The organism is Pseudomonas sp. FP2254 (assembly GCF_030687695.1).
GTDB lineage: Bacteria > Pseudomonadota > Gammaproteobacteria > Pseudomonadales > Pseudomonadaceae > Aquipseudomonas > Aquipseudomonas quebecensis.
Genome location: NZ_CP117444.1, coordinates 838,369 through 861,239 on the forward strand (window position 1 = coordinate 838,369; position 22,871 = coordinate 861,239).

Below are 22,871 nucleotides of genomic sequence, written 5' to 3' on the forward strand. Positions count from 1 at the left end.
AATCGACCACTTTATGAGCAAGAAGCGCGTTATGCAGCTGGTTCGAGGTCTCCACAACCTGCGCCCCCGGCATCGGGGCTGCGTCGCCACTATTGGCAACTTTGACGGTGTTCACCGTGGCCACCAGGCTATCCTGGCCAGGCTGCGCGAGCGTGCGGTCGAGTTGGGCGTGCCCAGCTGCGTGGTGATTTTCGAGCCGCAGCCGCGGGAGTTCTTCTCCCCCGAGACCGCGCCGGCTCGTCTGGCGCGCCTGCGCGACAAACTGCAGCTGCTGGCCGAAGAAGGCGTGGACCGTGTCCTGTGCCTGGCCTTCAACCAGCGTTTGCAAAGTCTCAGCGCTGCCGAGTTCGTCGACCGCATCCTGGTCGATGGCCTGGGTGTGCAGCATCTGGAGGTCGGCGACGACTTCCGTTTCGGCTGCGACCGGGTTGGGGATTTCGACTTTCTGCAACAGGCCGGCATCCGCCAGGGCTTTACCGTCGAGGCCGCGCAAACCGTCGAGCTGGACGGCCTGCGTGTAAGCAGTACGCAGGTGCGCAATGCCCTGGCCGCCGCCGACTTCGCCTTGGCCGAGCGTTTGCTCGGTCGCCCGTTCCGCATCGCCGGGCGGGTACTGCACGGCCAGAAGCTGGCGCGCCAATTGGGCACGCCGACCGCCAACGTGCAACTCAAGCGCCGCCGTGTGCCGCTGACCGGGGTTTACCTGGTCAGCGTCGACATCGACGGTCAATCGTGGCCGGGAGTCGCCAACATAGGCGTCAGACCCACGGTTGCAGGTGATGGCAAGGCCCACCTGGAAGTTCACCTTTTGGATTTTGCCGGTGATTTGTATGACCGGCGTTTGACGGTGGTTTTCCACCAGAAGCTGCGTGAAGAGCAGCGTTTCGCCTCCCTCGAGGCGTTGAAAACGGCGATCAATGCGGATGTCGCCGCCGCCCGTGCACTAGCCGCACCTAGCGCCCATCGCTAACCGAAGAGCCTTAAATGACCGACTATAAAGCCACGCTAAACCTTCCGGACACCGCCTTCCCAATGAAGGCCGGCCTGCCACAGCGCGAACCGCAGATCCTGCAGCGCTGGGACAGTATTGGCCTGTACGGAAAGTTGCGCGAAATTGGCAAGGATCGTCCGAAATTCGTCCTGCACGACGGCCCTCCTTACGCCAACGGCACGATTCACATCGGTCATGCGCTGAACAAGATCCTCAAGGACATGATCGTCCGCTCGAAAACCCTGTCGGGTTTCGACGCACCTTATGTTCCAGGTTGGGACTGCCACGGCCTGCCGATCGAGCACAAAGTCGAAGTGACCCACGGCAAGAACCTGGGCGCGGACAAGACACGCGAACTGTGCCGTGCGTATGCCACCGAACAGATCGAAGGGCAGAAGTCCGAGTTCATCCGCCTGGGTGTCCTGGGCGACTGGGCCAACCCCTACAAGACCATGGACTTCAAGAACGAGGCCGGTGAAATCCGTGCCTTGGCCGAGATCGTCAAAGGCGGTTTCGTGTTCAAGGGTCTCAAGCCCGTGAACTGGTGCTTCGACTGCGGCTCGGCCCTGGCGGAAGCTGAAGTTGAGTACGAAGACAAGAAGTCCTCGACCATCGACGTGGCCTTCCCGATCGCGGACGAGGCCAAGCTGGCCAATGCGTTCGGCCTGGCCAGCCTGGCCAAGCCGGCGGCCATCGTGATCTGGACCACCACCCCGTGGACCATCCCCGCCAACCAGGCGCTGAACGTGCACCCGGAATTCACCTACGCCCTGGTGGATGTCGGTGATCGCCTGCTGGTGCTGGCCGAGGAAATGGTCGAGGCCTGCCTGGCGCGCTACGAGCTGCAAGGTTCGGTGATTGCCACCACCACCGGTTCAGCGCTGGAGTTGATCAACTTCCGTCATCCGTTCTATGACCGTCTGTCGCCGGTGTACCTGGCCGATTACGTCGAGCTGGGTTCGGGTACGGGTGTGGTTCACTGCTCGCCTGCCTACGGCGTGGACGACTTTGTGATCTGCAAGAAGTACGGCTTGGTCAACGATGACATCATCAACCCGGTGCAAAGCAACGGCGTCTATGTGCCGTCGCTGGAGTTCTTCGGTGGCCAGTTCATCTTCAAGGCTGACAAGGCCATCATCGACAAGCTGCGCGACGTTGGCGCACTCATGCAGACCGCGACTATCCAGCACAGCTACATGCACTGCTGGCGCCACAAGACGCCGCTGATCTACCGCGCCACCGCGCAGTGGTTCATCGGCATGGACAAAGAACCGGTGGCCGGCGACACCCTGCGCAATCGTGCCCTCAAGGCCATCGAAGGCACCGGCTTTATCCCGGCCTGGGGCCAGGCGCGCCTGCACTCGATGATTGCCAACCGCCCGGACTGGTGCATCTCCCGCCAGCGCAACTGGGGCGTGCCGATCCCGTTCTTCCTGAACAAGGAAAGCGGCGAGCTGCACCCGCGCACCGTTGAACTGATGGAAGAAGTGGCCCAGCGCGTTGAACAGGAAGGCATCGAGGCCTGGTTCAAACTGGACGCCGCCGAGCTGCTGGGTGACGAAGCGCCGCTGTACGACAAGATCAGCGACACCCTCGACGTGTGGTTCGACTCCGGCACCACCCACTGGCACGTATTGCGCGGCTCGCATCCGATGGGGCATCAGACCGGCCCGCGCGCCGACCTGTACCTGGAGGGTTCGGACCAGCACCGTGGCTGGTTCCACTCCTCATTGCTGACCGGTTGCGCCATCGACGACCACGCGCCGTACCGCGAATTGCTGACCCACGGCTTCACCGTCGACGAAAACGGCCGCAAGATGTCCAAGTCCCTGGGCAACGTGATCGCGCCGCAAAAAGTCAACGACACCCTGGGTGCCGACATTATGCGTCTGTGGGTGGCGTCTACCGACTATTCCGGCGAAATGGCCGTGTCGGAGCAGATTCTGCAGCGCAGCGCCGATGCCTACCGTCGTATCCGTAATACCGCACGCTTCCTGCTGTCGAACCTGACCGGTTTCAACCCGGCCACCGATATCCTGCCGGCCGAGGACATGCTCGCCCTGGATCGTTGGGCCGTGGACCGCACCCTGCTGCTGCAGCGCGAGTTGCAGGAACATTACGGCGAATACCGCTTCTGGAACGTCTACTCCAAGATCCACAACTTCTGCGTGCAGGAGCTGGGCGGTTTCTACCTCGACATCATCAAGGACCGCCAGTACACCACCGGCGCCAACAGCAAGGCGCGCCGTTCGGCGCAGACCGCGCTGTACCACATCTCTGAAGCGCTGGTGCGCTGGATCGCGCCGATCCTGGCCTTCACCGCCGACGAACTGTGGGGGTATCTGCCGGGCGAGCGTAACGAGTCCGTGATGCTCAACACTTGGTACGAAGGGCTGACAGAACTGCCGGCTGACTTCGAATTGGGCCGTGAGTACTGGGAAGGTGTGATGGCGGTCAAGGTTGCGGTGAACAAGGAGCTGGAGGTTCAGCGCGCGGCCAAGGCCGTTGGTGGCAACCTGCAGGCCGAAGTCACGCTGTTTGCCGAAGAAGGCCTGAGCGCCGACCTGGCCAAGTTGAGCAACGAGCTGCGTTTCGTGTTGATCACTTCCACCGCCAGCCTCGCGCCGTTCGCCCAGGCTCCGGCGGATGCCGTGGCTACCGAAGTGCCTGGCTTGAAGCTCAAAGTGGTCAAGTCGGCCTTCGCCAAGTGCGCCCGTTGCTGGCACTGCCGTGAAGATGTCGGCGTGAACCCCGAGCATCCGGAAATCTGCGGTCGCTGCGTCGACAATATCAGCGGTGCCGGTGAGGTTCGCCACTATGCCTAACGCCGGCCGTTTCGGACGTCTGGGTTGGCTCGTATTGAGTCTGCTGGTGCTGGTCATCGACCAGGTCAGCAAGGCTCACTTCGAAGGCTCCCTGGAAATGTTCCAGCAAATCGTAGTGATCCCTGACTACTTCAGCTGGACCCTGGCCTACAACACTGGCGCGGCGTTCAGCTTCCTCGCCGACAGCGGCGGATGGCAGCGTTGGCTGTTCGCCCTGATCGCGGTGGTGGTCAGTGCGGTGCTGGTGGTCTGGCTCAAGCGACTGGGCCGCGATGACACTTGGTTGGCCGTGGCCTTGGCCCTGGTGTTGGGTGGCGCGTTGGGTAACCTGTACGACCGTATTGCCCTGGGCCATGTGATCGACTTCATCCTGGTGCACTGGCAGAACCGCCACTATTTCCCGGCGTTCAACTTCGCCGACAGCGCGATCACCGTCGGTGCAATCATGCTGGCGCTGGATATGTTCAAAAGTAAGAAAACCGGAGAGACCGTCAATGACTGAACAAGTATTGGCTGAGCAACGCATCGGCCAGAACACGGAAGTCACTTTGCATTTCGCACTGCGCCTGGAAAACGGCGATACGGTCGACAGCACGTTCGACAAGGCTCCGGCGACCTTCAAGGTCGGCGACGGTAACCTGCTGCCGGGTTTCGAAGCCGCCTTGTTCGGTTTCAAGGCCGGCGACAAGCGTACCCTGCAGATCCAGCCGGAAAACGCGTTTGGCCAGCCCAATCCGCAGAATGTGCAGATCATCCCGCGTTCGCAGTTCCAGGACATGGAGCTGTCTGAAGGCCTGCTGGTGATTTTCAACGATGCGGCGAATACGGAGTTGCCAGGCGTGGTCAAGACGTTCGATGACGCGCAAGTGACCATCGACTTCAACCACCCGTTGGCCGGTAAAACCTTGACGTTCGATGTGGAAATCATCGACGTTAAAGCACTTTGATCAACGCCCCGATTTAAATACGGGAGCGGGCTGGTGTGGGAGCGGGCAAGCCCCCTCCCACCTTTGATCTTCATTGACAGTTCAGTAGCGTCAACTCTGACCAAGCGCCAGGCACGAGGCACAGCATGCAAATCAAACTCGCCAACCCCCGTGGCTTCTGCGCCGGCGTGGACCGGGCGATCGAAATCGTCAACCGCGCTCTGGAAGTCTTCGGGCCACCGATTTATGTGCGTCACGAAGTCGTGCACAACAAGTTCGTGGTCGAAGATCTTCGCGCCCGCGGCGCGATCTTCGTCGAGGAACTCGACCAGGTGCCGGACGACGTTATCGTTATCTTCAGCGCCCATGGCGTTTCCCAGGCCGTGCGCAGCGAAGCGGCGGGCCGAGGCCTGAAAGTCTTCGATGCCACCTGCCCACTTGTCACCAAAGTTCATATCGAAGTGGCGCGTTACAGCCGCGACGGCCGCGAATGCATTCTGATCGGCCATGCCGGCCACCCGGAAGTTGAAGGCACCATGGGCCAGTATGACGCCGGCAACGGTGGCGCCATCTACCTGGTCGAAGACGAGAAGGACGTGGCCAACCTGCAGGTGCGCAATCCGGAGCGTCTGGCGTTCGTGACTCAGACCACCTTGTCCATGGACGACACCAGCCGCGTCATCGACGCCCTGCGCACGCGCTTTCCGGCGATCGGCGGGCCGCGCAAGGACGATATCTGCTACGCCACGCAAAATCGCCAGGATGCGGTCAAGCAATTGGCCGATGAGTGCGACGTCGTCCTGGTGGTTGGCAGCCCGAACAGCTCCAACTCCAATCGCCTGCGTGAGTTGGCCGAGCGCATGGCCACCCCGGCGTACCTGATCGACGGTGCCGAAGACCTGCAGCGCGATTGGTTCGATGGCATTGAGCGTATCGGCATCACGGCGGGTGCTTCAGCCCCGGAAGTGCTGGTGCGTGGCGTTATCCAGCAATTGCACGCGTGGGGTGCGACCGGCGCCGATGAGCTGGCCGGGCGTGAGGAAAACATTACTTTCTCCATGCCCAAGGAGCTGCGGGTTCGCTCGCTGCTCTGAGCGCGAGGTTGCCCGAGTAACCGCGGCACAAGGCCTGTTCGGCCTTATCGCTGCGCAGGCTGATGCGCCCGCTGGGCGCCAGCACTATCTGGTGCAGGCTGCGGGCGTTTTGCGTGTCGCACACATGCACGGTGCCGGCGCGAAACCCTCCCCCCGAAAATACCGGTTCGCCCAGCCCGCTGAAGCGTACCTGGTTCTTCAACGGCCCGTTGCCTACAAGCGGTATGCGTCCGTTGTCCTGACGCTCCAGCAGGATCGGGTTGTCATCGTCCAGATGGCCGCGCCCGCTCACGTCGACAATGATCCGCCAACCGTGGCTCCAATCGCTGTTCAGGGCATGAATGACCACCGGTCGATTGCGTGCGATGGCCTCGGCGCGTGCGAAGCGCAGTCCGTTCGCCAATGAGTGTGCTGCGCCTTGCCGCTGCTGTGATTCCAGCAGGTGCTTGAAACCGGGTACGGTGATGTGAGCCAGAATGCCGCTCACGATCAGCCCGAGCAGCAATTCGATCAGGGTGAATCCTCGTTGTTTCATGGGTTGTCCCTCCGTGGACGCGGCTGAATATGTCAGGTGCAGACCAAGGTATAGCGCCTGGGTCTCGGCCTTGGATGATGGCCTTTATGTCCAAAGTATTTCCCTTTGTTCCTGGCGCGGCACGGGCGAAAAGCTGGCGCTAGTCTTGGGTCACACAGCAGGTTTTTGCCTGCTCTCTTTCGACCCTCGACACGGATGACGATGGTGATGCTCGCTTATTCCAACGCTTATTTTTTTGTTGCATTACCTCGGCACCAAGCCGGCACGACACTGATCGAGGTCCTGGTAGCGGTACTGATTCTTGGCGTTGGCCTGCTGGGCGCGGCGGTTATCCAACTCAACGCGTTGAAGTCCACCGACAGTTCGAGAATGACCAGCCAGGCCAGCTTTATTGCCTACGATATGCTCGACCGAATCCGTGCCAACGCCGGTGCCGACTACGCGTGGGGGCGTGCCGCGCGGGCCCCGGCCAGTGTTGCCGGCGCGAGCGTGCGCGACCTCGACCTGCACGATTTCGAGGCCAATATCCTGGGGTTCGCCGGGGAGAGCGGCGCAGGGGCGGTGGTCGTCAATGCTCATGACGTGACTGTCAGTATCAGTTGGGATGACAGCCGAGGCAGCGGCATCCCCGGCACGCGCGAAACCTTCACGTTGACCAGTCGCCTCGACGCCGATGTGGAGAGCATGCGATGAACCCGTTCATTCGCGGTTTCAGCCTGGTGGAGTTGCTGCTGGCCATGACGCTGGGCTGGGTGCTGGTGGCTGGCGTCAGCCAGGTTGCAATCCCTTCCCGAATGACACACGCCAGCCAACAGGCAGCGATGTTGTTGCAGGACGATGCGCGGTTCGCACTCGGCAAGATGGTTCAGGATATTCGCCAGGTCGGCATGTTCGGTTGCCTGGCCAGCGCTGGCATCGAGCACGCGCCACCGGCCTTTGATCGGCCCGTAAGCTGGAGCGCCGTTGCAGGTTCGAAATCGCTGACCCTGGTCACCGCCAGCGTAGGTGACGGCGCCGGCAGGCCGGACTGGACGGTGCTCTCCGACTGTACGGGCACCGCCCAGGCTTATGCCGGGCATTCACCTGTTCCCGGCCCTGGGCAGATGCGTTTCGCGGTACGCCAACTCACCTACACCTACGAGGCGGGTCAATTGAAGGTCAGTACGCCGGCCGCGCCAGCCAAGGCGGTGCTGGTGGATAACGTGCGGGCGTTCGAGATCAGTTTCGGCGTGGCCGCCGACCCGGCATCGACGCAGGTGGCTCGTTACGACGCCAGCCCGGCCGACGACTCGTTGATACGCAGCGTGCGTATTCAAATGACGCTGCAGGACCCGACCGCTCGCGTCAAGGATCAAACGTACAGTGTCGTTGCGGCGCTGCGTAATCGTCTGGGGTAGGGCGGCCATGGAGCGCACCGCAAGTATTCATCTTCGCCAGGCAGGCATGGTGCTGCTGTTCAGCCTGGTTTTCCTGCTGCTGTTATCGCTGATCGGCCTTTCCTCGATGCAAGCGGTGGTGGCCCAGCAAAAAATGGCCGCCAGCTTCTGGCATCGCAACCAGTCGCTGCAAAGCGCCGAGAGCGGCTTGAGGTTTGGAGAGTGGAGCATACGGCGCAGCGGCGTGGGGTTGCCGCCGTGTTCTTCGCCGGTCACCTGCGCCCCGCCGGAGGAGGCGTTTACAGTCATGAATGCTGGGACGCACCCGGTTTCGGCGATTACCTGGGTCGCGATTAAGGGCGGTCTTTATGGCGTTCAGTCATTGGGTGCTGGCGTGGGGATTGTGCATTTACCGGCGCTGACACCGGCCGCGCTCTATCGCGTGACGGCAGTGGGCCTCAATGGTCAGTCGCGCACCGTGCTGGAAAGCGTGTATGCGCGGGTGGATGGGGAGGGCGGCTCACGATTTCGGCGGGTGTCCTGGCGGCAACTTCAATAAGGAGCAAATGCAATGGGCAAGGAAAGCCGAGGTTTTACCCTGATTGAGCTGCTGGTCGGCGTGGTGCTCATCGCGCTGCTGGCCGGGATTGCTTACCCCGGTTACACCGGCCATGTGAGAAAAGCCTACCGTGCGCAGATCGTCGCCTTACTGACTGAGCAGGCACACGAGCTGGAGCGTTTTTATACCAGGAACGGCACTTTTATTGATGCAGGCGGCGTCAGTGCCGGTAATGATCGCTATAGAATCACCGTCGTATTGAACCCTCAGGATTTCCATCTGCTGGCTACGCCTGGGGCTGACTCGCTCATGGTCGGCGACGCTTGCGGCGAATTCAGCCTGACCAGCACCGGCGCGAGGAGCAATCCAGGTGCGCAGCCGGAGATGTCGCGCCAGGCGTGCTGGGGGCAATGATGCAAATGCTGGATGATTGGGCGCCGGGTGCGCTTGTTCCTATTTATCGGCTGGATCAAATGATGGCTAAGCAACAGCGGGTAGTGATTGTCGGTGGCGGAGTCATCGGCTTGTTGACGGCGTTCAACCTGGCGAACCAGGGCCAGGCGGTGGTGCTGCTGGAGCGCGCCGGCGTAGGGCAGGAGTCTTCATGGGCAGGCGGCGGCATTGTTTCGCCGCTGTATCCGTGGCGCTACAGCCCGGCGGTCACGGCGTTGGCCCATTGGTCGCAGGATTTCTACCCGCAATTGGCCGAACGCCTGTTTGACGCGACGGGCGTCGACCCGCAGGTTCACGTCACCGGCTTGTACTGGCTCGATCTGGACGACGAGGCTGAGGCCCTGGCCTGGGCCGCGCGGGAGGGGCGCCCGCTGAGCAAGGTGGATGTATCGGCCGCCCATGATGCCGTCCCCGTGTTGGGCGACGGGTATTCCCAGGCGCTGTACATGGCCGATGTGGCCAACGTGCGTAACCCGCGCCTGGTCAAATCCCTCAAGGCCGCACTGCTGGCGTTGCCTGGCGTGACGGTTCGCGAACACTGCGAGGTTGCCGGTTTTGTCGTGGAGCATGGTCGCGTAGTGGGTGTTAATACAGCTGATGGTCCGATCCTTGGGGATACGGTAGTACTGGCGGCCGGGGCATGGAGCGGGGAACTGCTGGGTACGTTGGGCTTGTCGCTGCCGGTTGAGCCGGTCAAGGGCCAGATGATTCTGTACAAGTGTGCTTCGGACTTCCTGTCCTGCATGGTCCTGGCCAAGGGCCGTTATGCAATTCCGCGACGGGATGGGCATATTCTCATTGGCAGTACCCTGGAACACGAAGGCTTTAATAAGGCGCCTACCGACACTGCGCTGCAAAGCCTTAAAGCTTCCGCCGTCGAGCTGATCCCCGCGCTGGCGGACGCTGAAGTGGTAGGGCACTGGGCCGGCTTGCGGCCCGGCTCGCCGGAAGGCATTCCCTTTATTGGCCAGGTTCCGAATTTCGAGGGGCTGTGGCTCAACTGCGGGCATTACCGCAATGGCCTGGTGTTGGCGCCAGCCTCCTGCCAGCTATTTACCGACTTGTTGCTGGGGCGAACGCCGATTATCGACCCGGCGCCTTATGCACCCGAAGGCCGGCTCAACGCTGGATAGACTTCGGCCCCTGTTCCAGGTGCGCTTGGGTGCAATACCACTCCTGGCGCAGGCTCAGGGCTCGATCCTGCGGCACATGCACGCCGCAGTGGGCGCAGCGCACCATCAGCGCTGCATTCGGCTCGCTGGCGCGCTGCTGCCTGGCGGCCGGGCTTTTGAACTTGCGCCAGAACCATACTGCGGCAGCAATGACGGCGATCCAGAACAGAAGACGAAGCATGATGGGCAGTTTCTCTACAGGGAATGCGCCAGTTTAGCCAAGGACGTGGCAAGCGCACAGAGCAATAATGCCGGCCCATGAAAAAGGGAGCTCCGAAGAGCTCCCTTTTTTGCCTTACGCCGACGGGTCAGTCGAAGACGCCGAAGGTCATGTAGCTGAACCACGAGCGGTCCTGGTTGTTGCCCAGGGCCTGCGGTTCTTCCTCTTCGATCACGTCGCCGTTCTCGTCGTGGGGCTTGAGGTCCGAAGGAATGGCGTCCTTGGCGTCCTGGAACTGCTTGATCACATCCTGGTTGGCGCGGGTTTCGCCCGGCGGCAGCGGTGGACGGGATTCGATCAGGCCCAGGGTGTACTTGCTCAGCCACGAGCGATTGTCGGCTTCGGCAACCTGGGGCACGAACTGGCCGTCCTTCAGGCTCGGATGATCCGGATAGTTAAGCTTGAGGGTTTCAAGGCTGGTAGTGGCCAGTTCATCCAGGTGCAGGCGCTGGTAGGCCTCGGTCATCACAGCCAGGCCATCACCCACGGATGGGGTTTCCTGGAAGTTCTCCACCACATAGCGGCCGCGGTTGGCGGCAGCGACGTACGCCTGACGGGTCAGGTAGTAGTGAGCGACATGGATCTCGTAGGACGCCAACAGGTTGCGCAGGTAGATCATGCGCTGCTTGGCGTCCGGCGCGTAGCGGCTGTTGGGGTAACGGCTGGTCAGTTGGGCGAACTCGTTGTATGAGTCGCGCGCCGCGCCGGGGTCGCGCTTGGTCATGTCCAGCGGCAGGAAGCGCGCCAGCAGGCCCACGTCCTGGTCGAACGAGGTCAGGCCCTTCATGTAGTAGGCGTAGTCCACGTTCGGGTGCTGCGGGTGCAGACGGATGAAACGCTCGGCGGCGGACTTGGCGGCTTCCGGCTCGGCGTTCTTGTAGTTGGCGTAGATCAGCTCGAGTTGGGCCTGGTCAGCGTAGCGCCCGAACGGATAGCGCGACTCCAGTGCCTTCAGCTTGGCTGTGGCGCTGGTGTAGCTATTATTGTCCAAGTCTTTCTGAGCCTGTTGGTACAGCTCGACTTCGCTCAGGTTTTCGTCGACGACTTCCTTTGTTGACGAGCAAGCAGCAGTCATGGCGAGGATGGCGATCAGCAGCAGGTGTTTCACTTGCATGGCGGCTTGCGTCCCTATGACGGCCGCTGTCTTGGGCGGGGCCGTCCTGTTATGATGAGCGCCCCGTTGAAAGCCTCGGGGCAAAAGACGCCGTATTTAACCACAAGCGCGCAGCCGAAACCAAAGGCTGTGCCACGCCTAGTCTGAGCATGTCCGATAAAATTGAACTTCGCGCAGAGGTGCCGTCCGAATTGGGCGGCCAACGCCTCGATCAAGTCGCCGCACAATTATTCGCTGAGCACTCGCGCTCGCGCCTTTCCGCCTGGATCAAAGACGGCCGCCTGACTGTGGATGGAGCGGTTATCCGCCCGCGAGACATAGTCCATGGCGGCGCGATTCTTGAGCTGACTGCCGAGCAGGAAGCCCAGGGAGAGTGGGTCGCCCAGGACATCGAGCTGGATATCGTCTATGAAGACGACGACATCCTGGTCATCAACAAACCCGCAGGCCTGGTGGTACACCCGGCGGCCGGGCACGCTGATGGCACTTTGCTCAATGCCCTGCTGCACCACGTACCGGACATCATCAATGTGCCGCGCTGCGGCATCGTGCACCGACTGGACAAGGACACCACCGGTTTGATGGTGGTCGCCAAGACCATCCAGGCCCAGACTCAATTGGTCACCCAGTTGCAGAGTCGCAGCGTCAGCCGGATCTACGAGTGCATCGTGATCGGCGTGGTGGTGGCCGGTGGCAAGATCAACGCCCCTATCGGCCGCCACGGCCAGCAGCGCCAGCGTATGGCGGTGATGGAAGGTGGTAAGCAGGCCGTGAGCCACTACCGTGTGCTGGAGCGTTTCCGTTCCCACACCCACGTGCGGGTCAAGCTGGAAACCGGTCGTACCCACCAGATTCGTGTGCATATGGCGCATATCAACTTCCCGTTGGTCGGTGATCCTGCCTACGGCGGTCGCTTCCGCATTCCGCCGGCGGCCAGCGCGACCATGGTTGAATCGCTCAAGTCCTTCCCTCGTCAGGCGCTGCATGCACGGTTCCTGGAACTGGATCATCCGACGAGCGGTAAGCGCATGAGCTGGGAATCGCCGCTGCCGGACGATCTGGTGTGGTTGCTGTCGCTGCTCAAGCAGGACCGCGAGGCATTTATCGGATGAATGACTGGCTGATGCCTGACTGGCCCGCGCCGGCTCAGGTCAAGGCCTGCGTCACCACCCGTGCGGGCGGCGTCAGTCTGGCGCCGTTCGACAGCCTCAATCTGGGCGATCATGTCGAGGACAGCCTGGAGGCGGTCCTGGAAAATCGCCGGCGTCTCTCCCAAACCTTCGATATCCAGCCAGCCTGGCTGCGTCAGGTCCACGGCGTGAACGTGGTCGAAGCCGATCCCGGCCGTACTGTCGAGGCCGACGCCAGTTGGACCGGCACGCCAGGTATCGCGTGCACATCAATGACCGCCGATTGTCTGCCGGCCCTGTTCTGTAACCGCGCCGGAACGCGCGTGGCCGCCGCCCATGCCGGTTGGCGCGGCCTGGCGGCCGGCGTGCTGGAGGCGACGGTCGATAGCCTGTGCGTCGAGCCTGCCGATGTATTGGTCTGGCTGGGCCCGGCGATTGGCCCGCAGGCGTTTGAAGTCGGGCCGGAGGTGCGTGAAGTGTTCATGCAACAACTGCCGGCGACCGCCCAGGCGTTCACGCCGAGCCGCAATCCCGGCAAGTTCATGGCCGACATCTATCAACTCGCGCGCCTGCGCCTGGCTGTGCGGGGAATCAAGGCGGTCTATGGTGGCGGTTTGTGCACCGTCACCGATCCGCGCTTCTTCTCTTATCGCCGCAGTCCTCGTACGGGTCGATTCGCCTCCCTTATCTGGCTTGAGCGCTAGACTCTCCTGATCTACGTCAACTGCCGGCTGCTTGAATCTCCCAGAATCGACCACATCTATAAGGGTATCTGACAGGTTTCTTCATTCAGGATGTGTTTATAGATCCGGCCTGCTCAAAAGGAAGGTGACTAATGCGTATTGATCGTTTAACCAGCAAATTGCAGTTGGCCTTATCGGACTCTCAATCCTTGGCGGTGGGCCTCGACCACCCGGCCATTGAGCCTGCGCACTTGATGCAGGCGCTCCTGGAACAGCAAGGTGGTTCCATCAAGCCCTTGCTGATGCAGGTGGGCTTTGACGTCAACAGCCTGCGCAAGGAGTTGAGCAAAGAGCTCGACCAACTGCCGAAAATCCAGAACCCGACGGGCGACGTGAACATGTCCCAGGACCTGGCGCGCCTGTTGAACCAGGCCGATCGTCTGGCTCAGCAAAAAGGTGACCAGTTCATCTCCAGTGAACTGGTGCTGCTCGCCGCGATGGATGAGAACAGCAAACTGGGCAAGTTGTTGCTGGGCCAGGGTGTCAGCAAGAAAGCCCTGGAAAATGCCATCAACAACCTGCGCGGCGGCGATGCGGTAAACGACCCTAATCATGAGGAGTCGCGCCAAGCCCTGGACAGATACACCGTCGACCTGACCAAGCGCGCCGAAGACGGCAAGCTCGACCCGGTGATCGGTCGTGACGACGAAATTCGGCGCACCATCCAGGTCCTGCAGCGTCGCACCAAGAACAACCCGGTGCTGATCGGTGAACCTGGCGTGGGTAAAACCGCGATTGCCGAGGGGCTGGCCCAGCGCATCATCAATGGTGAAGTGCCGGACGGCCTCAAAGGCAAGCGCCTGTTGTCCCTGGACATGGGGGCGCTGATTGCCGGTGCCAAGTTTCGCGGTGAGTTCGAAGAACGCCTCAAATCCCTGCTGAACGAGCTATCCAAGCAGGAAGGGCAGATCATTCTGTTTATCGACGAACTGCACACCATGGTCGGCGCCGGTAAAGGCGAGGGCTCCATGGATGCGGGCAATATGCTCAAGCCGGCATTGGCCCGCGGCGAATTGCACTGCGTGGGCGCCACGACGCTCAACGAGTACCGCCAGTACATAGAAAAGGATGCGGCCCTTGAGCGGCGCTTCCAGAAAGTGCTGGTGGAAGAGCCGAGCGAAGAAGACACGATCGCGATTTTGCGTGGCCTGAAAGAGCGTTATGAGGTTCACCACAAGGTGGCGATTACCGATGGCGCGATTATAGCGGCGGCCAAATTGAGCCATCGCTATATCACGGACCGCCAGTTGCCCGACAAGGCGATTGACTTGATCGACGAAGCGGCCAGCCGTATTCGTATGGAGATCGACTCCAAGCCGGAAGTGCTCGACCGTCTGGATCGGCGCTTGATTCAACTGAAGGTCGAATCCCAGGCCCTCAAGAAGGAAGAGGACGACGCGGCGAAGAAACGCCTGGAAAAACTCCAGGAAGAAATCGTGCGCCTGGAGCGTGAGTACTCGGACCTCGAAGAAATCTGGACCTCGGAGAAAGCCGAAGTGCAGGGCTCTGCGCAGATCCAGCAAAAGATCGAGCAGTCCCGCCAGGAACTGGAAGCGGCGCGCCGTAAAGGCGACCTGAACCGCATGGCCGAGTTGCAGTACGGGGTTATCCCCGACCTGGAGCGCAGCCTGCAGATGGTCGACCAGCATGGCCATAGCGAGAACCAGTTGTTGCGCAGCAAAGTGACCGAGGAAGAAATTGCCGAGGTCGTCTCCAAGTGGACCGGCATTCCTGTGTCGAAGATGCTGGAAGGCGAGCGCGACAAGCTGATGAAAATGGAAAGCCTGTTGCATCAGCGCGTTATCGGCCAGGAAGAGGCGGTGGTGGCGGTGTCCAACGCGGTGCGGCGTTCGCGTGCGGGGTTGTCCGACCCGAACCGTCCAAGCGGCTCGTTCATGTTCCTCGGCCCGACCGGTGTGGGTAAGACCGAGCTGTGCAAGGCCCTGGCTGAGTTCCTCTTCGATACCGAAGAGGCCATGGTGCGGATCGATATGTCCGAATTCATGGAGAAGCACTCGGTCGCGCGCTTGATCGGTGCGCCACCAGGCTATGTGGGCTACGAAGAGGGCGGTTACCTGACCGAAGCTGTGCGGCGCAAGCCTTACTCGGTCATCCTGCTGGATGAGGTCGAGAAGGCCCACCCGGATGTGTTCAACATCCTGCTGCAGGTGCTGGAGGATGGCCGTTTGACCGACAGCCATGGGCGTACGGTGGATTTCCGCAACACGGTGATCGTGATGACGTCCAACCTGGGCTCGACACAGATCCAGGAACTGGTCGGCGATCGCGAGGCGCAACGCGCGGCGGTGATGGATGCGTTGACCTCACACTTCCGCCCGGAATTTATCAACCGGGTCGATGAAGTGGTGATCTTCGAGCCCTTGGCGCGGGATCAGATCGCAGGCATCACCGAGATTCAGTTGGGTCGCCTGCGTGGTCGCCTGGCCGAGCGCGAGCTGTCTCTGGACTTGAGCAGCGAAGCGTTGGACAAGCTGATCGCAGTGGGCTACGACCCGGTGTATGGCGCACGGCCTCTGAAACGTGCGATCCAGCGCTGGATCGAAAACCCGCTGGCGCAGTTGATCCTCTCGGGCAGTTTCATGCCGGGGACCAGCGTCACGGCCAGCGTGGAAAACGACGAAATCGTGTTCCACTGAGGCCTGGTCGCCGGTTGAGAAGGGAAGGCCCCGCATTGCGGGGCCTTTTTTTTCGCTAGGGCGTTGAACTGTAAGGCAAAGGCTTGTAAAGTGCGCCCCGCAGCAACGTCAGCCCACGGGTTTCTTCTCCCCAAGAGGAAATCAGAAACAAGCGCAAATCATTGTCTTAAAAGCAATTTAAAGGGTTGACAGGGGTTTTTAAGATTGTAGAATAGCGCGCCTCAGAGACACGAACGTAGCGATACGCAAGGGTCGAAGAGGAAGTAAAAAAGCAGTAAGTTGTACGTTTGAAGTGCTAAGTTCCGTGATAGCTCAGTCGGTAGAGCAAATGACTGTTAATCATTGGGTCCCAGGTTCGAGTCCTGGTCACGGAGCCAACTTCAAATCGGGGTATAGCGCAGTCCGGTAGCGCGCCTGCTTTGGGAGCAGGATGTCGGGAGTTCGAATCCCCCTACCCCGACCATATTTGGGTCGTTAGCTCAGTTGGTAGAGCAGTTGGCTTTTAACCAATTGGTCGTAGGTTCGAATCCCACACGACCCACCATTTTTGAAACCAGTTAGCGCTGGGATCAGATCTTAAGATCAGAGGCCAAAAGCACTGATCGAAGAAGGCGACTGAAAGGTCGCCTTTTTATTACCGGGGTATAGCGCAGTCCGGTAGCGCGCCTGCTTTGGGAGCAGGATGTCGGGAGTTCGAATCCCCCTACCCCGACCATATTAAAAATCCTCGTATCGAAAGATACGGGGATTTTTTTTGCGCGCGAAAACTATGACTATGCAAGAGGGGGCTTACTCTCACATCGAACAAGCCCCTCCAGACCCTACTGTCAGTGCAGCTTGAGCCTCGGCTCCGTCCCGCGTCCAATCCGGCTGCCCAGCATCAGCATTGCCGTACGAAACACGCCGTACAACGCCATCTGGTGCATGCGGTACAGCGACACGTAGAACATCCGCGCCAGCCAGCCCTCCAGCATGACACTGCCAGTCAGGTTGCCCATCAGGTTGCCCACCGCCGAGAATCGCGACAGCGAGATTAACGACCCGTAGTCAGTGTATTTGTACGACGGCAACGCCTTGCCTTCGATCCGTAGCTTGAGCGACTTCGCCAACAGCGAAGCCTGCTGATGCGCGGCCTGGGCGCGTGGCGGCACGTTTCGGTCGGTGCCTGGTTGCGGGCACGCGGCGCAGTCACCAAAGGCGAAAATATTATCGTCGCGGGTGGTTTGCAGCGTCGGCAGCACCTGCAACTGGTTGATGCGGTTGGTTTCCAGGCCGTCGATGTCCTTGAGGAAGCCCGGCGCGCGGATACCGGCGGCCCATACCTTCAGGCTGGCCGGAATCACCTGACCGCTGCTGGTGATCAGCGCATCGGCTGTCACTTCGCTGACCGCCGAATTCGTCAGCACCGTCACCCCCAGTTTCTCCAGGGTTTTATGTACCGGCGCGCCGATGCGTTCCGGCAGGGCGGGCAATACCCGCGGGCCGGCTTCGATCAGCGTGATGTGCATGTTTTCCGGCTTGATCCGGTCCAGCCCATAGGCCGCCAGCTCATGAGCGGCGTTATGCAGCTCGGCAGCCAGTTCAACGCCGGTCGCGCCGGCGCCGACGATGGCGACACTGATTTTTTCTACCACGTCGGTTTGCCCGGCATGGGCGCGCAGGTAGTGGTTTAGCAATTGCTGGTGAAAGCGCTCGGCCTGTTTGCGGGTATCGAGGAACAGGCAGTGCTGTGCTGCGCCCTCGGTGCCGAAATCGTTGGTGGTGCTGCCGACAGCGATCACCAGGCTGTCGTAGCCCAGCACGCGCGCAGGCACCAGTTCGCGGCCTTCCTCGTCGAGGGTCGCGGCCAGTTGGATTTTTTTCTGCTCGCGATCGAGCCCGCTCATGCGCCCCAGCTGGAACTCGAAGTGGTTCCATTTCGCCTGGGCGACATAATTGAGTTCGTCTTCCGAAGAGTTCAAGGATCCGGCAGCCACCTCATGAAGCAGAGGTTTCCAGATATGGGTCAGGTTGGTGTCGACCAGCGTGATGCTGGCGGTGCCGCGCTTGCCCAGAGTCTTACCCAGGCGGGTAGCCAACTCCAGGCCGCCGGCGCCGCCGCCGACGATAATAATACGATGGGTCATGGGGATATCTCGCAAGGCTAAAAGAAATCGGAGCAGTTACCCCCGCGAGCGCCAGGCAGCTCATAGCGTGAGGTAACTCAACAGGCGGCTCAGCAGACCAAGCCCGATCACGGCCACCAGCACCACACAAAGGAGCAGCCAGGGCCTGAAAGGCTTGCGCTCGACTCTGTTCTGGGAGAGTTGCAGGTACTCTTCGACACGCTGTTGGTCTTCGGGTTTCAGGCGGCTGGTCATAAAGGCCTCGTCAGGTAGACGTTGCAAAGGGGCGCCACGTTACAGCAGGGCTCAGAGGCTGATGCCCACGTCGAACACTATGCTGCGGCCCAGGTTGTTGCGCAAGAAATCCGGCGCGTCCGGATGGGCGAACAACACCCTGGCAAACGTCGGCCCCACCAGCGACAGCGAGCGCCAGCCCTGGCGCAGGTACTCGGTTGGCGGTGGGAAGTGACTGTTGAGGTCGAGCACCTCACGTTTGAGGCTCGCGAAGGCGACAAGATCCAGTTCGCCCAGGTCCATCCCGCGTTCTTTGTAGTTATGTGCCTTCTTGCGCAACGTAGGCGCCAGGCGCATCAGGAATTCATGCGCCGGAATGCGGCGCGGCTTGGCCTCGCGACGTACCAGCTGACTCAGGGAAAACGCGCTGCGTCGACGTAGCAACTCATCGCGCCATTCGTCGTTCAGTCGTCGGCCCTCATCCAGCACGAAAAACACCTCGAAGCTGGCATCGCGAAACAACACGTCCGGCGGCTCTTGCCCTGCAGGGTGAAACTCCTCGGCGCGGTAGGGCACATTCAGGCCTTGCAGCAGGCGCTGGCATACCCAACGCTCACGCTCCCATTTGCGGGCATTGGATAGGAACGCATTGGCTTGTTCGGCCGCTACGGTGAGCAGGCGCAAGTAATCTGAGTCATCCATAGGTGCAGCTTAGCGTCCAAATGATGACCGCAGGAAGTCCCGCCGCAAAAGCTCGGTGTAGACTGAGATCTCCTGCAATCAAGCCAGTACGAGGAGTGAGCGGTGAGGGGTTTCGGAGGGCTTTCCTACAATCTTACGATCGCGTGTCTCCCGGCCATGGGGCAGGTGAGGCCATGATCGGCGCCGCGGTGCTGGCACCGCAGACCCTCGCTGTCGGTTGGCTGTTGTTTGCGCCAGTGGTGGCATGGGCGGTACTGCGCTCGCCGTGGGTCGAGTTGTTGGCCGACCGACGGCGTCAGCATTTGTTGTTCGGGACGGTGTTCGCGCTGTTCATGTTGTGGCTGGTTCGGCGCGATTTCGACACCGGGGTTTCCTACCACTTCATCGGCATGACGGCTGTGACGCTGCTGCTGGACTGGCCACTGGCGATTGTCGGCGGTGTTGCCGCGCAATTGGGCCTGGTACTGCTCGGGCGCCAGGACCTGGCCGCAATCGGCGTCAATGGCCTGCTGTTGATGGTGCTGCCGGTACTGATCACAGAAGGCGTCGCGCTAAGGGTGGAGCGTGCGCAGCCACGCAATCCCTTTGTGTACATCTTCTGTTCCGGTTTTCTGGCTGCTGCGCTCTCGGCGTTGGCGTGCCTGCTGCTGGGGCTGGGGTTGCTGTGGTTCGATGGGCTTTTCGCCATGCCGGAATGGTTGGAGGATTTCATTGGTTATCTGTGGCTGATCATCTTTCCGGAAGCCTTTATCAACGGCATGGTCGTCAGTGCGCTGGTAGTGTTTTGTCCGGAATGGCTGGAGACGTTCAATCGCACACGCTACCTCTCAGCGCCCTGGAAGGACGACGATTCGCTGCGTTGATCCAGGTCAAACCGCGCGCGCCAAGGCAGGCCCATGCTCTGCGAAATTTTCCAGGAGTGCGGATCATGAGTGTGTATGAGTGGGCACGGCAGGAACTTCGCAGAAGTCAGGACGCGGCCCAGGAAATCGGTTTCGACCCCGGCTTGACCCTGCGCGCCATGCTCAGCGCGGTGGTGCAGCAGAGCAAGGGCGTGCGCAGTTTCGAAGACCTGGCCGACGAGCTGCAATACCTGGCAGAAAACCTCGACGACCAGCAGGAATATGCGTTTATGCGCCCTTAGTGGCGGGGTGGCAGGTCTTCGGAAAATAATTCGTCTTCGGCGTCCGGGGCCACCGGGATCTTGTGCTCTTCGCTGGCCCAGGCGCCCAGGTCGATCAGCTTGCAACGGTCCGAGCAGAACGGCCGGTTGGGGTTGGTCGCTTTCCATTCCACGGGTGCGCCGCAGGTTGGACAGTCGACGGTCAAGGGTTGGCTCATGATCGGCCTCCACGCAAAGTAAGGTAAAAGTGGTGCAGTCGCTCGACCTCGTCGTGCAGCCAGGCGAGGTCTCTGTCATTGACCAGCACGTCGTCGGCATGGTTCAGGCGGTCTTCGCGGCTGGACTGGGCCTTGAGAATGGCCTGCACCTGCTGTTCGCTGATGCCGTCGCGCTGCAGGGTACGCTGAATCTGCAGTGATTGCGGCACGTCGATCACCAGGATGCGCTGGGTCATGCTGTACTGGCCTGATTCGATCAGCAACGGTGACACCAGAATCGCGTAGGGCGAGCGCGCCTGCGCCAGATGGCTGCGAATTTCTTCGCCAATCAGCGGGTGCAGAAGGGCTTCCAGCCAGCGGCGTTCCTCAGGGACTTCAAAGATCAGCTTGCGCAGGGCGGCACGGTCCAACCGACCATCCGGCAACAGCACGCCGTCGCCAAAATGTTCGGCGATGCGTGCCAGTGCAGGACGCCCTGGTTCGACCACCCAACGTGCGGCGTGGTCGGCATCCACCATATCGATGCCCAGATCGACAAAGTGCTGAGCCGCCGCGCTTTTACCGCTGCCGATGCCACCGGTCAGGCCGAGTATCCACGGAGTTGGAACAGAAGAAGGACTCATTGGAAACCGACAGACTGCAAATAGAAGTCGGTTATTTGACCACCCCAGAGCAACGCAATCCAGCCGGCAATCGCCAAATAGGGTCCAAACGGCATGGGTGTGGATACCTGGGCCTTGCGCAGGCGCATCAGGGTCAGCCCGGCAAACACGCCGACCAATGACGCCACAAATAGCGTCATCGGCACGATTTGCCAGCCACCCCAGGCCCCGAGCAGAGCCAGTAACTTGAAGTCGCCGTGACCCATGCCGTCCTTGCCTGTGATCAGCTTGAACAGCCAGAACACCGACCACAGGCTCATGTACCCGACCACCGCGCCCCACACCGCGTCGGACAACGGCACCAGCAATGCGAAATTGTTGACGATCAGACCCAGCCAAAGAAGCGGCAGCACCAGCACATCCGGCAGCAACTGATGGTCGGCATCGATCAGGCTCATCGCCAGCAGGCCCCAGGTCAGCAGCATCACCGCTGCGGCTTGCCAGCCAAAACCAAAATGCCAGGCCACCAGCGCCGACAGCACCCCGCAGGCGAGTTCGGTGAAGGGGTAACGAGCGCTGATGGTTCCCTTGCAGTGGGCGCACCGGCCCCCGAGGAGCAGGTAGCTGAGCAGCGGGATATTGTTCCAGGGGCGGATCGGCTGCTCGCAATGGGGGCAGCAGGAATTGGGGTGCATCAGGTTATAGGTCGGCCCCGCTGCTTCGGCAGGAAAACCCAGCACTTCGTGGGCTTGGGCACGCCACTCCCGTGCAAGCATCTTCGGCAGGCGCCACACCAGCACATTGAGAAAGCTGCCGACGATCAGCCCCAGCAAAGCCGTCAGCGCCACAAACAGCCAGGGGGATTCACTCAACAGCTGGCTCAAAATGCGCTCCCCAATTGGAAGACCGGCAAGTACATGGCGATGACCAGCGCGCCGACAATGCCTCCCAGTACCACCATGATCAGCGGCTCCATCAGACTGGTGAGGTTATCGACCTGATTGTCTACCTCGGCCTCATAGTGGCTGGCGACCTTCTCCAGCATCAAGTCCAGCGTGCCGGACTCTTCACCGATGGCGGTCATCTGGATCGCCATGCCGGGAAACAAGCCGCTGGAGGCCATGGCGCGGTTCAGTTGCATGCCTGTGGATACATCGCGACGCATATGTTCGATTGCCTGTTTGAATGGCCTGGAACCGACGGCGCCGGCCACGGAATCCAAGGCCTGCACCAGCGGAACCCCCGCCGCGAATGTGGTTGAGAGCGTGCGGGCGTAGCGGGCCACGGCCGATTTCTGCAGCAGTTTGCCTGCCAGCGGCATTTTCAACAAACCCCCATCCAGCCAGTAGCGAAAGCGTGAAGATGTTCGATGCGCCTGGCGTAGCCCCATGCACCCCGCGCCAAGCCCCAATGCGACGAGCCACCAGGCTTGTCGCATGAATTCCGACAGGGCGATGACGGCCAAGGTAAAGTCCGGCAACTGACTGCCGACGCCAGCGAACAGGCCCTGGAACTGCGGCACCACTTGCACCAGCAGCACAGCGGTAACCACCCCGGCCACCGCCAGTACGGCGATGGGATACGTCATGGCTTTCTTGATCCTGGCTTTGAGCTGCTCGCTTTTTTCCAGATGAACCGCTACGCGCTCCAGCAGGGTTTCAAGCGCGCCGGCCTGTTCGCCGGCCGCTACCAGGTTGCAGTACAGCTCATCGAAATACCGCGGATGCCTGCCCAATGCGTCAGCCAGGCTGGTGCCGGCGGCGATCTGCTGTTTCAGCGCTTGCAGCAGTTCACGCACGGCCCGGTTTTCGACACCTTCGCTGATCAGGTCGAGGGCTTGCAGCAAGGCAATACCAGCCTTGAGCAATGTGGCCAGTTGACGGGTTAACAGGGCGATGTCGGCGGTGTTGATCGGCACCGCGAAACTTGGCAGCAGCAGGGCTTTCCTGCGCACACGGCTGGGGCGAATGCCTTGCAGGCGCAGTTGCGCCTTGACCAGGGCCGGACTGTGCGCGGTGCTTTGCCCGCACACCCTGCGCCCTTTGCGCGTGGTGCCTTCCCAGGTGTAAGTCGTCGAAGCGTTGTTCATGTC

General features: G+C 61.1%; 25 protein-coding genes and 4 tRNA genes. 19 read left to right on the forward strand and 10 right to left on the reverse strand.

Going from position 1 to position 22,871, the window contains the following annotated elements; translation table 11 throughout:
• Nucleotides 1-31 precede the first annotated feature (31 nt).
• The 5 genes from ribF to ispH all read left to right on the forward strand — a co-directional run bounded on the left by ribF (nt 32) and on the right by ispH (nt 5,836).
• Nucleotides 32-970 carry a bifunctional riboflavin kinase/FAD synthetase gene (gene ribF, locus PSH94_RS03675; protein ID WP_253510404.1) on the forward strand — a complete coding sequence of 313 codons (939 nt, stop codon included), beginning with the start codon at nt 32-34 and terminating at the stop codon, nt 968-970.
• A gap of 14 nt (nt 971-984) precedes the next feature.
• A complete protein-coding gene (gene ileS, locus PSH94_RS03680; protein WP_305436514.1) occupies nt 985-3,816 on the forward strand; it encodes an isoleucine--tRNA ligase in 2,832 nt (943 codons plus the stop codon).
• Nucleotides 3,809-4,318: a signal peptidase II gene (gene lspA / locus PSH94_RS03685; protein WP_181079624.1), complete on the forward strand. Its 510-nt coding sequence runs from the start codon at nt 3,809-3,811 to the stop codon at nt 4,316-4,318. The genes ileS and lspA overlap by 8 nt, the downstream gene beginning before the upstream one ends.
• A 7-nt stretch (nt 4,319-4,325) precedes the next feature.
• On the forward strand, nt 4,326-4,763 hold the full coding sequence (gene fkpB, locus PSH94_RS03690) for an FKBP-type peptidyl-prolyl cis-trans isomerase (RefSeq protein ID WP_181079659.1): 438 nt from the start codon (nt 4,326-4,328) through the stop codon (nt 4,761-4,763).
• 125 nt (nt 4,764-4,888) lie between these two features.
• Nucleotides 4,889-5,836, forward strand: coding sequence for a 4-hydroxy-3-methylbut-2-enyl diphosphate reductase (gene ispH, locus PSH94_RS03695; protein WP_181079625.1), 948 nt, complete (start codon nt 4,889-4,891; stop codon nt 5,834-5,836).
• Here ispH and PSH94_RS03700 read toward each other — a convergent pair.
• The gene (locus PSH94_RS03700) at nt 5,790-6,371 is read right to left on the reverse strand and encodes a GspH/FimT family pseudopilin (RefSeq protein WP_285427870.1); all 582 of its coding nucleotides are present in this window, start codon (nt 6,369-6,371) and stop codon (nt 5,790-5,792) included. The two genes, ispH and PSH94_RS03700, sit on opposite strands and share 47 nt — an antisense overlap.
• A 207-nt stretch (nt 6,372-6,578) precedes the next feature.
• Here PSH94_RS03700 and pilV point away from each other — a divergent pair, with 207 nt between their 5' ends.
• From pilV to thiO, 5 genes are all read left to right on the forward strand, one after another.
• A complete protein-coding gene (gene pilV, locus PSH94_RS03705; protein ID WP_305436516.1) occupies nt 6,579-7,064 on the forward strand; it encodes a type IV pilus modification protein PilV in 486 nt (161 codons plus the stop codon).
• Nucleotides 7,061-7,768, forward strand: coding sequence for a PilW family protein (locus tag PSH94_RS03710; protein WP_305436518.1), 708 nt, complete (start codon nt 7,061-7,063; stop codon nt 7,766-7,768). The genes pilV and PSH94_RS03710 overlap by 4 nt, the downstream gene beginning before the upstream one ends.
• Before the next feature lie 7 nt (nt 7,769-7,775).
• A complete protein-coding gene (locus PSH94_RS03715) occupies nt 7,776-8,306 on the forward strand; it encodes a PilX N-terminal domain-containing pilus assembly protein (protein ID WP_285427872.1) in 531 nt (176 codons plus the stop codon).
• Nucleotides 8,307-8,318: 12 nt separating this feature from the next.
• Nucleotides 8,319-8,720: a type IV pilin protein gene (locus PSH94_RS03720; RefSeq protein ID WP_305436519.1), complete on the forward strand. Its 402-nt coding sequence runs from the start codon at nt 8,319-8,321 to the stop codon at nt 8,718-8,720.
• A gap of 62 nt (nt 8,721-8,782) precedes the next feature.
• A complete protein-coding gene (gene thiO / locus PSH94_RS03725; protein WP_305436521.1) occupies nt 8,783-9,892 on the forward strand; it encodes a glycine oxidase ThiO in 1,110 nt (369 codons plus the stop codon).
• Here the strand turns inward: thiO and PSH94_RS03730 are convergent.
• Together PSH94_RS03730 and PSH94_RS03735 are read right to left on the reverse strand one after the other, a co-directional pair.
• Nucleotides 9,879-10,112 (reverse strand): PP0621 family protein, encoded by a 234-nt coding sequence (locus tag PSH94_RS03730; RefSeq protein ID WP_181079631.1) that lies wholly within the window; start codon nt 10,110-10,112, stop codon nt 9,879-9,881. The two genes, thiO and PSH94_RS03730, sit on opposite strands and share 14 nt — an antisense overlap.
• A 127-nt stretch (nt 10,113-10,239) precedes the next feature.
• Nucleotides 10,240-11,265 carry an outer membrane protein assembly factor BamD gene (locus tag PSH94_RS03735; RefSeq protein ID WP_169867962.1) on the reverse strand — a complete coding sequence of 342 codons (1,026 nt, stop codon included), beginning with the start codon at nt 11,263-11,265 and terminating at the stop codon, nt 10,240-10,242.
• A gap of 149 nt (nt 11,266-11,414) precedes the next feature.
• Between PSH94_RS03735 and rluD the strand changes: the two genes are divergently transcribed.
• From rluD to PSH94_RS03770, 7 genes are all read left to right on the forward strand, one after another.
• Nucleotides 11,415-12,377 carry a 23S rRNA pseudouridine(1911/1915/1917) synthase RluD gene (gene rluD / locus PSH94_RS03740; protein WP_024073341.1) on the forward strand — a complete coding sequence of 321 codons (963 nt, stop codon included), beginning with the start codon at nt 11,415-11,417 and terminating at the stop codon, nt 12,375-12,377.
• Nucleotides 12,374-13,099, forward strand: coding sequence for a peptidoglycan editing factor PgeF (pgeF, locus tag PSH94_RS03745; RefSeq protein ID WP_253510418.1), 726 nt, complete (start codon nt 12,374-12,376; stop codon nt 13,097-13,099). Before rluD ends, pgeF begins: the two co-directional genes overlap by 4 nt.
• 131 nt (nt 13,100-13,230) lie before the next feature.
• Nucleotides 13,231-15,795, forward strand: a complete 2,565-nt coding sequence (clpB, locus tag PSH94_RS03750; RefSeq protein ID WP_305436524.1) for an ATP-dependent chaperone ClpB — start codon at nt 13,231-13,233, stop codon at nt 15,793-15,795.
• A gap of 301 nt (nt 15,796-16,096) precedes the next feature.
• Nucleotides 16,097-16,172 (forward strand) — tRNA-Asn (locus PSH94_RS03755).
• Between the two features lie 9 nt (nt 16,173-16,181).
• Nucleotides 16,182-16,258, forward strand: a tRNA-Pro gene (locus PSH94_RS03760).
• Between the two features lie 5 nt (nt 16,259-16,263).
• A tRNA-Lys gene (locus tag PSH94_RS03765) sits at nt 16,264-16,339 on the forward strand.
• A 94-nt stretch (nt 16,340-16,433) separates the two neighbouring features.
• Nucleotides 16,434-16,510: transfer RNA gene (locus tag PSH94_RS03770), tRNA-Pro, on the forward strand.
• Between the two features lie 112 nt (nt 16,511-16,622).
• Here PSH94_RS03770 and PSH94_RS03775 read toward each other — a convergent pair.
• From PSH94_RS03775 to PSH94_RS03785, 3 genes are read right to left on the reverse strand one after another with little or no spacing between them, the layout of a single operon-like run.
• Nucleotides 16,623-17,921, reverse strand: coding sequence for an NAD(P)/FAD-dependent oxidoreductase (locus PSH94_RS03775; protein WP_181079634.1), 1,299 nt, complete (start codon nt 17,919-17,921; stop codon nt 16,623-16,625).
• Between the two features lie 60 nt (nt 17,922-17,981).
• Complete coding sequence (locus PSH94_RS03780) at nt 17,982-18,155, reverse strand: DUF3094 family protein (RefSeq protein ID WP_181079635.1); 174 nt, start codon at nt 18,153-18,155, stop codon at nt 17,982-17,984.
• A 51-nt stretch (nt 18,156-18,206) separates the two neighbouring features.
• Complete coding sequence (locus PSH94_RS03785; protein WP_181079636.1) at nt 18,207-18,836, reverse strand: DUF1780 domain-containing protein; 630 nt, start codon at nt 18,834-18,836, stop codon at nt 18,207-18,209.
• Between the two features lie 173 nt (nt 18,837-19,009).
• Between PSH94_RS03785 and PSH94_RS03790 the strand changes: the two genes are divergently transcribed.
• Complete coding sequence (locus PSH94_RS03790; protein WP_181079637.1) at nt 19,010-19,699, forward strand: energy-coupling factor ABC transporter permease; 690 nt, start codon at nt 19,010-19,012, stop codon at nt 19,697-19,699.
• 65 nt (nt 19,700-19,764) lie between these two features.
• Complete coding sequence (locus PSH94_RS03795; protein WP_003171680.1) at nt 19,765-19,980, forward strand: hypothetical protein; 216 nt, start codon at nt 19,765-19,767, stop codon at nt 19,978-19,980.
• Here PSH94_RS03795 and yacG read toward each other — a convergent pair.
• From yacG to PSH94_RS03815, 4 genes are read right to left on the reverse strand one after another with little or no spacing between them, the layout of a single operon-like run.
• A complete protein-coding gene (gene yacG, locus PSH94_RS03800) occupies nt 19,977-20,177 on the reverse strand; it encodes a DNA gyrase inhibitor YacG (protein WP_181079638.1) in 201 nt (66 codons plus the stop codon). The two genes, PSH94_RS03795 and yacG, sit on opposite strands and share 4 nt — an antisense overlap.
• Complete coding sequence (coaE, locus tag PSH94_RS03805; RefSeq protein WP_181079639.1) at nt 20,174-20,800, reverse strand: dephospho-CoA kinase; 627 nt, start codon at nt 20,798-20,800, stop codon at nt 20,174-20,176. The genes yacG and coaE overlap by 4 nt, the downstream gene beginning before the upstream one ends.
• Nucleotides 20,797-21,663, reverse strand: a complete 867-nt coding sequence (locus PSH94_RS03810; protein ID WP_181079640.1) for an A24 family peptidase — start codon at nt 21,661-21,663, stop codon at nt 20,797-20,799. The genes coaE and PSH94_RS03810 overlap by 4 nt, the downstream gene beginning before the upstream one ends.
• Nucleotides 21,660-22,868 carry a type II secretion system F family protein gene (locus PSH94_RS03815; protein WP_305436527.1) on the reverse strand — a complete coding sequence of 403 codons (1,209 nt, stop codon included), beginning with the start codon at nt 22,866-22,868 and terminating at the stop codon, nt 21,660-21,662. The genes PSH94_RS03810 and PSH94_RS03815 overlap by 4 nt, the downstream gene beginning before the upstream one ends.
• Between the last annotated feature and the right edge of the window lie 3 nt (nt 22,869-22,871).